Source organism: Micromonospora sp. NPDC048868 (assembly GCF_043198195.1).
In the GTDB taxonomy this organism is placed as follows: Bacteria; Actinomycetota; Actinomycetes; order Mycobacteriales; family Micromonosporaceae; genus Micromonospora; species Micromonospora reichwaldensis.
Genome location: NZ_JBICUN010000004.1, coordinates 267,717 through 282,043, shown reverse-complemented (window position 1 = coordinate 282,043; position 14,327 = coordinate 267,717). Strand labels below are relative to the sequence as shown.

Sequence of the window (14,327 nt, the reverse complement as noted above, 5' to 3'; positions counted from 1 at the left end):
ACCACCGCCTCGTCACAGCCCGTTCCGGGAGATCACCTCCTGGTACCACCGGGCGCTGGACTTCGGTGTGCGGCGCTGGGTCAGGTAGTCGACGTGGATGATCCCGAACCGTCGACGGTAGCCCTCGGCCCACTCGAAGTTGTCCAGTAACGACCATACGAGATAGCCCCGGAGGTCCACGCCCCGGGAGATCGCCTCGTGCACGGCGCGCAGGTGCCCGTCGAGGTAGGCGATGCGGTCCGCGTCCATCACCTGCCCGGCACCGTCGGCGTCGGCCTTGTCGGGGAACGCCGCGCCGTTCTCGGTGACCATCAGCGGCACGCCGGGGTAGTCCGTGGCGATGCGTTCCAGCAGCCGGGTCAGCCCGGCCGGTTCGATCATCCACCCCATGTCGGTCAGCGGCCCGGTCGGCGGGAGGAACTCCACCGCGCCCTCGGTGCCCGGGTAGGCGCTGCCGCCCCCGCCGTCCGGCCGGCCGGCGACGTAGGTGGGGGCGTAGTAGTTGACGCCGAGCAGGTCGATCGGGGCGGCGATCAGCTTCTCGTCGCCGTCGCGGATGAACGTCGGCTCGACGATGCGGGCCACGTGCTCCAGCACGTCGTCGGGGTAGGCCGCACGCAGCAGCGGGTCGAGGAAGATCCGGTTGTGCAGGCCGTCGACGAGGCGGACCGCCGCCGCGTCCGCGGTGCTGTCCGGGTCGGCCGCGCGTACGTCGGCCGGGTTGACCGTGATCCCGACGGTCTGCGCGCCGGCCGCGCGCAGCGCGCGGGCCGCCAGGCCGTGCCCGAGCAGCAGATGGTGTACGGCGGTGAAGGCCGCGCCCGCGTCCTGCTCGCCGGGGGCGTGGACCCCGTTGCCGTAGCCGAGGTAGGCCGAGCACCACGGCTCGTTGAGGGTCGTCCAGGTGCGGATCCGGTCGCCGAGCCGGGTGTGCACCGCCGTGGCGTACGTGGCGAAGTGCTCGGCGGTCTCGCGGTTGGTCCAGCCGCCCCGGTCCTCCAGCGCCTGCGGCAGGTCCCAGTGGTAGAGGGTGACGATCGGGTCGATGCCCCGGGCCAGCAGCGTGTCGGTCAGCCGGTCGTAGAAGTCCAGGCCGCGCGGGTTGACCGGGCCGGTGCCGTCCGGCTGGATCCGGGGCCAGGCCACCGAGAAGCGGTACGCCTTCAGCCCCAGCTCCGCCATCAGCGCCACGTCGTCGGCGTACCGGTGGTAGTGGTCGCAGGCGACGTCGCCGGTGTGGCCGTGGTGGACCTTGCCCGGCGTACGGCTGAAGGTGTCCCAGATCGACGGGCCGCGACCGTCGTCGGTGGCCGCGCCCTCGATCTGGTACGCGGCGGTGGCCGCCCCCCAGACGAAGTTGTCGGGGAATCGCAGAGTGCTCACGCCTTGACCGCACCTTCCATGATGCCGCCGATGATCTGGCGGCCGAACAGGACGAAGACCAGCAACAGCGGGAGGGTGGCGATGGCCGTTCCCGTGAACACCTGGGACATGTCCGTGTAGTACCCGTCGGACAGCGTGCGCAGGGCGAGCTGCACGGTGGGGTTCTCCGGGTCGTTGAGGACAGCGTACGGCCACAGGAAGTCGTTCCAGGTGGTCATGAACGTGAGCAGCCCCAGCACGGCGGCGGCCGGGCGCAGTGCCGGCAGCACGACGTTCCAGTAGATCCGCGCGGTGTTGCAGCCGTCCACCCGGGCCGCCTCGATCAGCTCGTTGCTGACCGCCTGGCCCGCGTACTGCCGCATCATGAACACCCCGAAGCCCGTGACCAGGGCCGGTACGATCACCGCCGGCAGCCGGTCGTTCCAGTTGAGCTTCGTCATCAGCAGGTAGAGCGGGATGACGCCGAGCTGGGTGGGCACCATCATCGTCGCGATGATCACCATGAGCAGCGCGTTGCGACCCCGGAACCGCAGCTTGGCGAAGGCGAACCCGGCCAGCGTGGAGAAGAAGACCACCGAGACGGTGACCGTGACCGCCACGATCGCCGAGTTGACCAGGCCGGCGACGAAGTACGCGTCGGTGTTGTTCAGCAGCCGGGACACGTTCGCGCCGAAGTTGCCGCCGGGGGTGACCGGTGGTGGCAGTTGGCCCATCGCGTCGTTGGAGCGGCTCGCCACCACGAACATCCAGTAGATCGGGAAGATCGACAGGACCCCGGCGGCGATCAGCGCGGCGTAGGTGAGCCGGCTGGCGGCCCAGAGGCGGCTCATCGCGCTCCCTCCTTCGACTTCGCGTGATCCTTCGGGGGCTTCGCGTCGCCGAGCCGGCGCAGGAGCAGCACGTTGATCGCCGCGACGACCGCGATCAGGGCGAAGAGCAGCCACGCCACCGCCGAGCCGTAGCCGAAGTTGTAGTGGGGCGCGAAGGCGTTCTCGAACATGTACATGGTCACGGTCTGCGACTCCCGTAGCGTGCCGCCCCGGATCGGGTTGGTTCCGGAGTGGAACAGCCGGGGCTCGGTGAAGAGCTGGAGCCCGCCGATGGTGGAGATGATGACGGTGAAGATGATCGTCGGCTTGAGCAGCGGCACGGTGATCGACCAGAACTGGCGGGCCCGGCCGGCCCCGTCGATGGCGGCCGACTCGTAGAGGTCGCGCGGGATGGCCTGCATCGCGGCCAGGAAGATCAGCGCGTTGTAGCCGGTCCACCGCCAGTCGACCATCGTGGAGATGGCCACCCAGGACGCGAACCGGTTCGACTTCCACTCGATCGCGTCGATCCCGACCAGGTCGAGCAGCCAGTTGACCATGCCGAACTCGCGGCCGAAGAGCACCCCGAAGACGATCGCGACCGCCGCCGTCGACGTGATGTTCGGGATCAGCACCGCCATCCGGAACGTCGTCCGGGCCCGCAGTTGCCGGTTGAGCAGGTTGGCCAGCCAGAGCGCGGCCAGCAGCTGCGGGACGGTGGAGATGACGAAGATGCCGAGGGTGTTGACGACGGAGTGCCAGAAGTCGGGGTCCTCCAGCAGCCGGCTGTAGTTCTCCAGCCCGACGAACGGGTGGTTGCTGCCGAGCAGGTCCCAGTCGTGCAGGGAGACCCAGAACGTGTAGATCAGCGGGTACGCCCCGAACACCCCGAAGAGCACGAAGAACGGGGCGATGAACAGGTAGGGCGAGTACTTCGTGTCGAGGCGGCTGAACCGCATCGCCGGTGTGCGTCGACCGGTGCGGGGCGCCGGTGCGACCGGCGGGCGCGGGTCGAGCTGGACGGTCATGCCCGGACCACTCCTTTCCCGGGTGCGGGCGGGACCGGCGCCCCCGGCGCCCTCCCGCCCGCACTCCGGCTCGGGCTACTTGGCGGCGGCCTTCTTCGCGTTGTTGACCGCGTCCGTCCAGCCCTGTTCGGGCTTGCGCTGACCCAGTTCCACCGTCCGGACGGCGTTCTCGACCTCGGTGCGGACGGCCTGGTTCTTCGGCCCCATGTAGACGGGCTTCAGCGTCTTGGCGCCCTCGCCGAAGATCTGCCCGACGGGGGCGTCGGAGAAGTACGCGTTCTTGGCGTCGACGATCGCGGGGTCGGCCAGCGCCTGCGGCGAGGAGGGCAGCGGGCCCTTGGCCTTGAACGCCCCGATCTGGCCCTTGGCGCTGGTCAGGAACTTCGCCAGCTCGATCGCCTCGGCGCGGTGCTTGCTCTGGGTCGGCACGGCGAGCCACGAGCCGCCCCAGTTGCCGCCGTTGCCGGGCACCCGGGCGATGTCCCACTTGCCCTTGGCCTCGGCGCCGGCGTTGCCCTCGATGACGCCCGTCATCCAGGCCGGGCAGGCGATGGTGGCGAACTTGGCCTGCTTGAAGGCGGACACCCACTCCTCGGACCAGGAGCCGTACTTGCCGGAGAGGCCGGAGTCGATGATGTCCATGGTGGTGTCCCAGGCCTGCCGGACCGCCGGGTTGCTGTCCACCACCAGGTTTCCGCTGGTGTCGTAGTAGTGGTAGCCCTGCGCGTTGCCGGCCGTCTGGAGCACGATCGTGTTGAAGATGTTGGTCGCGGCGTCCAGGAACGAGGCGCCGGTGTTCTTCGCCTTGAACTGCTCACCGACCTTGACGTAGTCCTGCCAGGTCGGCCAGAGCTTCGACACGGCCTCGCGGTCGGTGGGCAGGCCGGCCTTGGCGAACAGGTCCGTGCGGTAGCACATGGCCATGCCGCCGACGTCGGTGCCCAGGCCGATCAGCTTGCCGTCCTGGGTCATCCCGCCCTTCCACTTCCACTCCAGGAAGTTGCCCTGGAGTTCGGCCCCGCCGTGGTCGAGCAGGTTGACGAAGTTGTCGGGGTTGGCCTTGTACTCGACCATCAACCCCTCTTCGATGGCGACGACGTCGCCCGCGCCCTTGCCGGCGGCGAGCCACTGGGTCAGCTTCGGCGAGTAGTCGTCGAGATTGGTGCCGGTGCCACGCTCGACGATCTTCACGTTCGGGTGGCTGGCCATGTACTCCTTGTAGAGCTCTTCATAGCCGAACTGGCTGAACACGTCCACGGTCAACGTGATCTTGCCGTCCTTGGCGGGTTCGTCGCCAGCGCAGCCGGCGGTGGCGAACAGCGCGGTGGCGGCGACGAGGGCCACCGCCGCCAGGCGGCGGCGCGGAAAGACACCCATATCGGTCGGACCCCTCTCAGGTCGTCTGAGGTGGTGAGGCAGGTGGTGGAGCAGAGCTGAGAGAGCGCTCTCACGACAGGGTGGTGGTTGGTCCGGTCCGGTGTCAAGAGAGCGCTCTCCGCTGGTTGCCGATCGAGACCGGACGCAAAGAGAGTGGCCGCCTGTGCCGGGGCGGCCACTCTCTTCTCACGTGCGGTGGGACTGCGCTCTCACGTGCGGTGGGACTGCGCGGAGCCCTCGGGGCCCGGCTCCGCGCGGCGGTGGATCAGCCGACGCGGAGGCCCTCCAGCAGGGCCCGGTCGCCGGCCACGTCAAGCGTGTCGAGGCCGACCCGGCCCCAGAGCGCCAGCAGCAGGTCGCTCGCGGTGCCGCTGACCTGCGCCCGCGCGTGGTGGTCGTCGTGGTCGAAGATGGTGGCCGTGTCGAGCAGCGCCACGCCCTCGCCGCGCAGCCGCAGGAACCACTCCTGACCGGCGTCGACCGCGGAGATCTGCACCACCCCGCGCCACTGGCCAGCCGTGCGGCGCCGACCGGCCGGCAGCCAGGTGTCCAGGATCTCGCTCACCCCGTCGGCGGCGAGCTTCGCCTCGACCGGCTCGCCCGCCGCGATGGCGAGCTGGGCGTCCCACCGGTGCACCGCGGTCTCGTGCGCCATCCGGCGCGGCCAGAAGCCCGCCTTCTTCGGCTGCGGCGCCCAGTTCCACGCCGGGGCCTCCGGGTCGAGGCCGTCGAAGAGGGTCATCAGCCGGTCGTACGCCTGCTGCCAGAGTTGGAGCGGGGTGACGCCCGGCTCCAGCTCGACCGGCTCGGACCCGCCGGGCGACGGGGTGGCCGCGCCGGTGCCCGCGACCGAGTGCACCCAGCGGTAGAGGGAGGTGAGGTGCAGGGTCAGGTCGGCGACCGTCCAGCCGGGACAGGACAGCACCGGTGTCTCCGGCGGGGCTTCCGCCACGGCGGCGGCGAACGCCGGGCCCTCCGCCCGGAGCGCTCCCAACCAGAAGTCCTTCGTTGCGTGCAGTCTGCTCATCGCCATCCTCCCGGGGGTGACCGGGCCACCAGTGGGCGCCACGGCTACCCCTCAGCCTAGGGTGAAAGGCGTGTCAGACGTCTACGCCCAGCCGACAACCGGAACCGAACCCGCCACGACGTGCGACCTGGCGCGATACACCACCCTACGCCTGGGCGGTCCCGCCGGCCGTGTCGTCGCCGGCACCGACGCCGACGCGATCGTGCGGGCCGTGCGGGAGGCGGCCGGCCGCGACGAGCAGGTCCTGCTCCTCGCCGGGGGCAGCAACGTCGTGATCGGGGACGCGGGCTTCCCCGGCACCGTCGTCCTGGTGCGCTCCCGGGGCGTGCGGGTGGTCGCCGAGGACGCCGACACCGTCACCGTACGCGTCGAGGCCGGCGAGCCCTGGGACGAGCTGGTCGCCACCACCGTCGCCAACGGCTGGTCCGGCCTGGAGTGCCTCTCCGGCATCCCCGGCTCGACCGGCGCCACCCCCATCCAGAACGTCGGCGCGTACGGCCAGGAGGTCGCCGAGACCATCGTCGGCGTCGGAGTCCACGACCGGGTCGAGGGGACCGTCGGGCGGATCGACGCCGCCGACTGCGGGTTCGCGTACCGGTCCAGCATCTTCAAGTACAGCGACCGCTGGGTGGTGCTCTCCGTCGACTTCCGGCTCGCCCGCTCGCCGCTGTCCGGCCCCGTGCGCTACGCGGAACTGGCCCGGTCGCTCGGGGTGCAGGTGGGGGACCGGGTGCCGCTGGCCGACGCCCGGGCCACGGTCCTGCGGCTGCGCGCCGGCAAGGGCATGGTGCTCGACGCGACCGACCCGGACACCCGCTCCGTCGGCTCGTTCTTCACCAACCCCGTGCTCGCCGCCGCCGCGTACGAGCTGCTGCGCGAGCGCGCCGCCGACCTCGGCGAGCCGCCGTCCTGGCCCTGCCCCGGGGACATGGTCAAGGTCAGCGCCGCCTGGCTGATCGACCGGGCCGGCTTCGGCAAGGGCCACCCGGGGCCCGAGGGCGTCGCCATCTCCAGCAAGCACACCCTCGCCCTGACCAACCGCAGCGGCACCGCCAGCACCGCGTCCCTGGTCGAGCTGGCCCGGGAGATCCGCGACGGCGTCCACGACCGCTTCGGCGTGACCCTGCACCCCGAACCGGTCCTCGTCAACTGCACCATCTGACCCGCCGCCGGGCAGCCGTCAGGTGGGGGCGATCTTGGGCCAGGGGAGGGTGAGTTCGCCGTGGCGCCAGCGGCGGGGGCCGTCCAGGACCGGCCAACCTGCCGCACGCACCGCGGCGACCGCGCGCAGCCAGCGTTGGCGCGGGCCGTACGGGGCGTAGCCGGCGGCGGCGTGCCAGGCGTCGTCGAGCGCCCGGATCAGGTCGTGGATCCGCTCGCCGGGGACGTTGCGGTGGATCAGCGCCTTGGGCAGCCGTTCGGCCAGCTCCGCCGGGGTGTCCAGGGTGGTGAGCTTCGCGGCGAGGGTGAGCGTACGGGGGCCGTCGGCGTCGATCAGCAGCCAGCCGCCGAGCCGCCCCAACTCGTCGCAGGTGCCCTCGACCAGCAGCCCGCCCGGGGCCAGCCCGGCGGTCATGGTGCGCCAGGCGTCGGTGACCTCGCGCTCGTCGTACTGGCGCAGGACGTTGAACGCGCGGACCAGAGCGGGCCGCAGCCCGGCCAGCTCGAACCCGCCCCGGGCGAAGGTGAGTCGGGGCGGGTCGGCGGACGGCTGGGCGGCGGCGACGCGTACCGGATCGATCTCCAGCCCGACGACCCGCACGTCGGGGCGGACCGCGGTGGCGAGCCTGGCGCGCAGTTCGACGGCGGTCACCGGGCTGGCGCCGTAGCCGAGGTCCACCACCAGCGGGTCGGCCGCCTCGCGCAGCGCCTCCCCGCAGGTCTCGACGATCCAGTTGTCCACCCGGCGGAGCCGGTTCGGGTTCGTCGTCCCCCGGGTCACCACGCCCAGCGGCCGGTGCCGCGCCGTGCCCGCCATCGTCCGCGACCGTTGGGGCCGGCTCAGCCGACCCGGTGCACCTTGTGCTGGGCGGCCTGGGCCAGCGGCCGTACGACGAGGCGGTCCACGTTGACGTGCTGCGGGCGCGTCGCGCACCAGGCGACGCAGTCGGCGACGTCCTCGGCGACCAGCGGCTCGGCGACCCCGGCGTAGACCGCCGCCGCCCGCTCGGCGTCCCCCGCGAAGCGGACCAGCCCGAACTCGTCGGTGCGGACCATGCCCGGGTCGATCTCGATCACGCGCACGGGTCGGCCGCAGAGTTCCAGCCGCAGCGTGCCGGCGATCGCCGTCTGCGCGTGCTTCGCCGCGGCGTAGCCGCCCCCGCCCTCGTACACGGTGAAGCCGGCGGTCGAGGAGACGACCACGATGGTGCCGGCCCCGGACGCCTCCAGGGCGGGCAGCAGCGCCTGGGTGACGCGCAGCGTGCCGAGCACGTTGACGTCGTACATCCACTGCCAGTCGCCGACCGACCCGGACTCGACCGGGTCCAGGCCGCGCGCGCCGCCGGCGTTGTTGACCAGGAGGGTGACCGGGCCCAGGGCCGCCGCCGCACCGGCCAGGCCGGCCACCGACTCGTCGGAGGTGACGTCGCAGGCCACGGCGGTGGCCGCGCCTCCCGCGGCCTCGATCTCGGCCACCAGGGCGGCCAACCGGTCGGTACGCCGCGCGGCGGCGAGGACGTGGAACCCCTCGGCGGCGAGCCGGCGGGCGGTGGCCGCCCCGATCCCGCTGGAAGCTCCGGTGACGACGGCGACAGAGGTCATCCGGCCATTCTCCCCCGGGCCACCGGGGCGGGTGCCGGCGGCGTGGTGATGAGGTCCGTCACGCCCGGGCGCCGCCCCGGCGCATTTCGGGTGCCCGATGGGGAAGATGACATCGGCCGGGGACGTTGTCCGAAGGGCGCCGGGCGTGCGGACGGCATAAACCGTGACAAAGGGGAGCGGACGTGGCGGAGTTGCACACCGGTGTGGGTCGTCAGCGCGGTGCGCGCCCGTGGCCCCGCCCCCGACGGATCGCGACGCTCTCGGTGCACACCTCACCCCTGCACCAGCCGGGCACCGGCGACGCCGGCGGCATGAACGTCTACATCCTGGAGGTCGCCCGGCGGCTGGCCGAGGCGGACGTCGAGGTGGAGATCTTCACCCGGGCCACCTCCGGCGACCTGCCCCCGGTGGTCGAGACGGCGCCCGGCGTGCACGTCCGGCACGTCACCTCCGGCCCCCTCGAAGGGCTCACCAAGGAGGAGCTGCCGGGGCAGCTCTGCGCCTTCACCGCCGGCGTGCTCCGCACCGAGGCGTCCCGGCCCCCGGGCCACTACGACCTGATCCACTCCCACTACTGGCTCTCCGGCCAGGTCGGCTGGCTGGCCAAGGAGCGCTGGGGGGTGCCGCTGGTGCACACCGCGCACACGCTGGCGAAGGTCAAGAACGCCCAGCTCGCCGCCGGGGACCGCCCCGAACCGAAGGCCCGCGTCATCGGCGAGGAACAGGTGGTCACCGAGGCCGACCGGCTGGTCGCGAACACGACGGTCGAGGCCCGTGACCTCATCGACCGGTACGACGCCGATCCGGCCCGCGTCGCCGTGGTCGAGCCCGGCGTGGACCTGGACCGGTTCCGCCCGGCCCCGGGCAACCGCGACCGCGTCACCGTCGAGGCCCGCCGCCGGCTCGGGCTGCCCGCCACCGGCTACGTGGTGGCCTTCGTCGGCCGCATCCAGCCGCTGAAGGCCCCGGACGTGCTCATCCGCGCGGTGGCCGCGCTGCGCGAACGCGACCCGGTCCTCGCCGACGAGGTGACCGTGGTGATCTGCGGGGGCCCCAGCGGCAGCGGGCTGGACCGGCCGACCGCCCTGATGGAGCTGGCCGGCACGCTCGGCGTCGCCGACCGGGTGTGTTTCCTGCCCCCGCAGACCGGTGACGACCTGCCCGCCCTGTACCGGGCCGCCGACCTGGTCGCGGTGCCGTCGTACAACGAGTCCTTCGGCCTGGTCGCGCTGGAGGCGCAGGCCTGCGGTACGCCGGTGGTGGCCGCCGCCGTCGGCGGCCTCGTGACCGCCGTGCGGGACCAGGTCAGCGGCGTGCTGATCGACGGCCACGACCCGGCCGACTGGGCCCGTACCCTGGGCCGCCTGCTGCCGGACCGGCCCCACCGCGCCGAGCTGGCCCGGGGCGCCGCGCGGCACGCCCGCAACTTCTCCTGGCACCGCACCGCCTCCGGGCTGCTCACCGTCTACGGCGAGGCGATCGCCGCGCACCGGGCCCGGCTCGCCTCCGAGCTGGCCTGCGGCCCGGCGATGTCCTGCTCCTGGTGACCGCTCGCGCGCCTGCCTGCCGGCCCGCGGTCGCGCGCCGACCCCCATTGCCTGGTGCCGGCCGTCGTCGCCTGGGCCAGTCGTTGCCTGGTGCCGGTTGCTGTCGTGCCGGCTGCTGTCGTGCCGGCCGTCGTCGTCCGGTGCCGGGGCGGTGCCGGCCGTAGAGTGGATCCGATGAGCGGGAAGAGTGATCTTGCGGCCCTGATCGAGTCGGTCTGCGACGAGCGGGAGCTGGCCTGGGAGTCGACCGGCCCGGGCTCGTACGCGGTCACGCTGCCGGGCACCCACAAGCTGAAGACGGTCTGCAACCTCATCCTCGGCGAGCACGCCCTGCGGATCGAGGCGTTCGTGATGCGCCAGCCGGACGAGCGGCGCGAGGAGCTGTGGGCCTGGCTGTTGCAGCGCAACGCCCGCATGTACGGCGTGTCCTTCTCCGTCGACGCGGTCGGCGACGTCTACCTGACCGGTCGCGTCAACCCGGCCGGGATCGACGCCGACGAACTGGACCGGCTCCTGGGCGCGGTGCTGACGTACGCCGACGAGTCCTTCGACACGATGCTGGAGATCGGCTTCGGCAGCTCGATCCGGCGGGAGTGGGAGTGGCGGGTCAAGCGGGGCGAGTCCACCGCCAACCTCGCGGCGTTCGCCCACCTCTTCGAGCCGTCCCCGGGCACGGCCGGGCAGCCGGGCGCTGCCGGGTAGTCGGGCAGTCGGGCGCTGCTGGGTAGTCGGGCGCCGTCGGGCTTTCCGATGCCGTCGGCAGTCGGGCGCGGCCGGGTAGTGGAGCGCCGTCGGGCAGTCGGGCGCCGTCGGGCTTTCGGACGTCGTCGGCAGTCGGGCGCTGCCGGGCAGCCCGGTGCCGTCGGCAGTTGGATGCCGTCGGGCAGCCTGGGTACCGTCGGGCAGTCGGAGGCCGTCGGGCCGTACCGGTGCCGCCGGGCCGACCGGGAGTGTCGCCGGCGACCGCCTCGGGTCGTGCTCGCCGGGATGGTCCTGGCCGCGCTCGTCGCCCGGGCCTGGACCACGGGTGCCCCGGTCGGAGGTTCGGACCGGTCCTGACGGGTATGCCGCACCGCGCGGTGCGGCACTGGGACCCGCCGCGCGCCGAGGACCAACTGTCGAGGAGCGTGAGCGTCCCATGGCTCAGCGGAACAGCTCAGGTCGCGGCGGGACTGCGACCAGGACGAAACGGCAGCCGGGCAACCAGACCCCGAACACCCCGTCGATCTCCGAATCCGAGATCTCCGGGATGAAGGTGGACGAGATCCGGGGGCAACTGCGCAAGCGCGGGGTCTCCGGCATCTCCGCCCTGCGCAAGCCGGAACTGGTGAAGACGCTGGCGAAGACCCTGCGGGCGGAGCGTCCCTCGGGCGGTGCCGCGCGTCGCAGCACCGGGCCCGCCGGTCGGGCGACGGGGACGCGGGCGTCCGCCGGTCGGGCCGCCGCCACGAAGAAGGCGGCGTCGGGCCGGGCGGCGAACAAGGCCGCCCCGGGCCGGGCACAGGCGGCGAACAAGGCCGCTCCGGCGAAGAAGGCGGCTGCGAAGAAGGCAGCGGCGAAGAAGGCACCCGCGGCGAAGAAGACGGCCCCGGCGGCGAAGAAGACGGCTGCGGCGAAGAGGGCTCCGGCGGCGAAGAAGACGGCGGCGAGGAAGACGGCCCCGCCGGCGAAGGCGGCGGCGAGGAAGACGGCTCCGTCGGCGAAGCGGGCTCCGGCCAGGAAGGCCGCCGCGAAGGCGGCCCCGGCGAAGAAGGCCACGTCGGCGGCCCGGAAGTCCACGGCGGCCCGCGCGTCCGCGTCGGCGTCGTCGCGGGCGGGCACGACGCGCGGCGGTACGGCGACCGGTGTCCGGACCGGGCGGAGCACCTCGCGGTCGGTGCGCTCCTCGCAGCTCATCTCGTCCACCGCCGACCGGCCGGAGCGCCCCGGCCGAAGCCTGGTGACCACCAACCACGACGTGATCCGCAACTGGGCGCAGGAGCGCGGCGCCGCACCGGCGACGATCGCGGGGACCGAGCGGGAGGGGCGGGTCGGCGTGCTCACCTTCAACATGCCCGGTTACCGCGAGAGCAGCCGGGTACGTGAGATCACCTGGGACGAGTGGTTCCGGACCTTCGACGAGCGGAAGCTGAACCTGATCTACCAGGAGCAGCTCCGTGACGGCCGGCCGAGCAACTTCTTCCGTACGGAATCGCCCGATCGTGAGGACGCCTGACGTGTTTCAGGGAATGGTCGACGGGTAAGCGCTGTTGGCCACCACCGAGGCCCGAAGTGACGGTACTCCCGGTGGGACACCGGAGCTGTGACCGGCGAGACAGCCCCTCCAGGTTGTCTTCCTAATCCCGGGCGAACTAACTTTATTGCACCGCGCCACGCTTGGAACCGTTCGGGGGAGCGGTGGATCGATCAGATCCGTGCACCGAGTGAGGCGCAGGGGACGGGTGGAACAACACCGTTGGGGGACGGTGGCCACCTGTTTGGACCGGCGGCGCGAGCGGGCGACGCCTACGGGGGTGGGCATCGCCCGCCGCCGCCGGTCATACGGTGCGAACGCCCATCGCGATCACGAGTCGCGGTGGGCGTTCTGCTGTCCCCACCCCCTGCCACCCCTCCCCGCACGCCGCTGGCGTTGATCATGATGTCGGCGGCGATGTCGATCTCCCAAGGGCACCGCCAACCTGATGATCACCGCACCGAGGACACGGTGGAGGTCGGGGATGGGGGAAGGGGAGTGGAGAGCTGGCGGAGGGCGGCTACGCGGCGTTCGCGGGGTGGGCCGGCGAGCAGATGGCAGCCGGCGGCCAGCAGCCCGAGCCCGCCGACGATGAGCCAGTGCCGGTCCCCGAGGTACTGGAGGCTGACCCCGCCCAGGGTGGGCGCCACGAACGACGCCGCCGGGAAGGCCAGGTAGAACACCGACTGGTAGCGGGCCCGCAGCTCGAGCGGGGCGAGGTCGGCGTTGATCTGCGCGTTGGGCGGCGCGGCGAGCATCTGGCCGACCGTCCAGACCACCGCCGCGGCCAGGTAGACCGCCACGTCGTCGGCGAACGCGAGGGTGGCGAAGCCGAGCGCCAGCAGCGCGGTGGAGACGGCCAGGACGCGGTCCTTGCGGTGCCGTTCGATCAGCCGCGGCACGAAGAGCTGCCCGAGCACGATCAGGACTCCGCCGAGCGCCACCACCGCCCCGTACGCCGACGGGCGCAGGCCGTCCGACCGCATCGCCAGGGGCATGATCGTCGACGTCTGCATGGTCAGCACGGCCAACACGAAGGTCAGGCCCACGAAGGTGAGGAAGGTGCGGTCGGTCAGCGCCGTGTGCAACCCCGGCTGCCGCTCCCGCCCCACCCGCTGCTCTGGCCCCGCTGGCCGCCGCCACCCCGCCCGCTGCGCGCGCCCCACCCGCCGCGTCACCGTGCCGCTGTCGCGGACCGGTGCCAGCCGAAGATCTTGGACACTTTCCGTCCGGTCGGAGCGGGAAGTGTCCAAGATCGGGGCAGCCTTGGCGGCGCGGCGGGGGAGCGTCTCCGGGACCTTCCAGGCGATGACCGCCGCCGCGAGCGCGGTGGCGGCGGCGTCGACCAGGAAGAGCGCGACGAAGCTCGCCTCGGCGAGCAGGCCGGCCAGCAGCGAGGCCACGGCCATGCCCAGGTTGAACGCCCAGAACTGGAGGTTGAAGGCTCGGGAGCGCCGCCGCTCGGGCACCACGTCGACGATCGCCGCCACGAAGGCGGGGCTGGGCATCGAGTGGGCCACCCCGACCAGGGCGGCGAGCGCCGCGATCATCACCAGGTGCCGGCTGAAGGCCAGCCCGACCATCAGTCCGGCGGTGGCCAGGTGGGCGGCGAGCAGGGTGGACCGCCGCCCCCACCGGTCGGCCAGCACCCCGCCGAGCAGCACGCCGCCCGCCCCGCCCAGCCCGTACGCCCCGACGACCGTCCCGGCGAGCGCCTCGCTCGCTCCCCGCGCCGCGGTCAGGTAGAGCGACAGGAAGAGCATCGCGAAGGCGCCGGCCCGGTTGATCAGCAGGCCGGCCCAGAGGTACCAGAAGGTGGCGGGCAGCCCGCCTGCGGTGTCGTCCAGCCAGCGGCGCAGGGCCCGCACCCGTCCTCCTGACAGTTCTGTTTCCTAACCGAAGCGTCCTCGACCGTAGGAACCCGAGGGCTGCCGCGCCAGCGTGTCGCTGGTCACCGTGCTCCCGTCGGCTCCGGCGCCCGTCCAGGGCCCCTGTCCGGCAGGCCGTCGCCTCGTGCCGGGCCGACCACCCGCCCCTTGCCCCTGTCCGGCAGGCCGTCGCCCTGTGCCGGGCCGACCGCCCGTCCCGGGCCCTTGTCCGGCAGGCCGTCGCCCTGTGCCGGACCGGCCGGCCGTCGCGGGCCCTTGTCCGGCAGGCCGT

The 14,327-nt window shown here is 72.7% G+C and carries 12 protein-coding genes; 4 read left to right on the top strand and 8 right to left on the bottom strand.

Annotation, left to right across the window (positions count from 1 at the left end):
• Nucleotides 1–12: 12 nt before the first annotated feature.
• The 5 genes from ACGFNF_RS08585 to ACGFNF_RS08565 all read right to left on the bottom strand — a co-directional run bounded on the left by ACGFNF_RS08585 (nucleotide 13) and on the right by ACGFNF_RS08565 (nucleotide 5,624).
• Nucleotides 13–1,383, bottom strand: a complete 1,371-nt coding sequence (locus ACGFNF_RS08585; protein ID WP_393166665.1) for a GH1 family beta-glucosidase — start codon at nucleotides 1,381–1,383, stop codon at nucleotides 13–15.
• A complete protein-coding gene (locus tag ACGFNF_RS08580; RefSeq protein WP_357579304.1) occupies nucleotides 1,380–2,213 on the bottom strand; it encodes a carbohydrate ABC transporter permease in 834 nt (277 codons plus the stop codon). Before ACGFNF_RS08580 ends, ACGFNF_RS08585 begins: the two co-directional genes overlap by 4 nt.
• On the bottom strand, nucleotides 2,210–3,220 hold the full coding sequence (locus ACGFNF_RS08575; RefSeq protein ID WP_357579305.1) for a sugar ABC transporter permease: 1,011 nt from the start codon (nucleotides 3,218–3,220) through the stop codon (nucleotides 2,210–2,212). Before ACGFNF_RS08575 ends, ACGFNF_RS08580 begins: the two co-directional genes overlap by 4 nt.
• Nucleotides 3,221–3,295: 75 nt before the next feature.
• The gene (locus ACGFNF_RS08570) at nucleotides 3,296–4,597 is read right to left on the bottom strand and encodes an extracellular solute-binding protein (RefSeq protein ID WP_357579306.1); all 1,302 of its coding nucleotides are present in this window, start codon (nucleotides 4,595–4,597) and stop codon (nucleotides 3,296–3,298) included.
• A 265-nt stretch (nucleotides 4,598–4,862) separates the two neighbouring features.
• Nucleotides 4,863–5,624: a maleylpyruvate isomerase family mycothiol-dependent enzyme gene (locus tag ACGFNF_RS08565; RefSeq protein WP_357579307.1), complete on the bottom strand. Its 762-nt coding sequence runs from the start codon at nucleotides 5,622–5,624 to the stop codon at nucleotides 4,863–4,865.
• A gap of 70 nt (nucleotides 5,625–5,694) precedes the next feature.
• Between ACGFNF_RS08565 and ACGFNF_RS08560 the strand changes: the two genes are divergently transcribed.
• Entirely contained in the window at nucleotides 5,695–6,786 is a 1,092-nt protein-coding gene (locus ACGFNF_RS08560) for a UDP-N-acetylmuramate dehydrogenase (RefSeq protein WP_393166662.1), read from the top strand.
• A gap of 18 nt (nucleotides 6,787–6,804) precedes the next feature.
• On the opposite strand, the gene ACGFNF_RS08555 is transcribed toward ACGFNF_RS08560, so the two are convergent.
• Both ACGFNF_RS08555 and ACGFNF_RS08550 read right to left on the bottom strand, forming a co-directional pair.
• Nucleotides 6,805–7,602 (bottom strand): class I SAM-dependent methyltransferase, encoded by a 798-nt coding sequence (locus ACGFNF_RS08555; protein WP_393166659.1) that lies wholly within the window; start codon nucleotides 7,600–7,602, stop codon nucleotides 6,805–6,807.
• Between the two features lie 23 nt (nucleotides 7,603–7,625).
• On the bottom strand, nucleotides 7,626–8,387 hold the full coding sequence (locus ACGFNF_RS08550; RefSeq protein WP_132230781.1) for an SDR family NAD(P)-dependent oxidoreductase: 762 nt from the start codon (nucleotides 8,385–8,387) through the stop codon (nucleotides 7,626–7,628).
• 182 nt (nucleotides 8,388–8,569) lie between these two features.
• Here ACGFNF_RS08550 and mshA point away from each other — a divergent pair, with 182 nt between their 5' ends.
• The 3 genes from mshA (at nucleotide 8,570) to ACGFNF_RS08535 (ending at nucleotide 12,149) form a co-directional block, all read left to right on the top strand.
• Nucleotides 8,570–9,934 (top strand): D-inositol-3-phosphate glycosyltransferase, encoded by a 1,365-nt coding sequence (gene mshA, locus ACGFNF_RS08545; RefSeq protein WP_393166657.1) that lies wholly within the window; start codon nucleotides 8,570–8,572, stop codon nucleotides 9,932–9,934.
• A 174-nt stretch (nucleotides 9,935–10,108) separates the two neighbouring features.
• Nucleotides 10,109–10,636, top strand: a complete 528-nt coding sequence (locus tag ACGFNF_RS08540) for a YbjN domain-containing protein (protein WP_132230783.1) — start codon at nucleotides 10,109–10,111, stop codon at nucleotides 10,634–10,636.
• 646 nt (nucleotides 10,637–11,282) lie between these two features.
• Nucleotides 11,283–12,149, top strand: a complete 867-nt coding sequence (locus tag ACGFNF_RS08535) for a hypothetical protein (RefSeq protein ID WP_393166875.1) — start codon at nucleotides 11,283–11,285, stop codon at nucleotides 12,147–12,149.
• Between the two features lie 470 nt (nucleotides 12,150–12,619).
• On the opposite strand, the gene ACGFNF_RS08530 is transcribed toward ACGFNF_RS08535, so the two are convergent.
• Entirely contained in the window at nucleotides 12,620–14,035 is a 1,416-nt protein-coding gene (locus ACGFNF_RS08530) for an MFS transporter (protein ID WP_393166654.1), read from the bottom strand.
• Nucleotides 14,036–14,327: the final 292 nt, after the last annotated feature.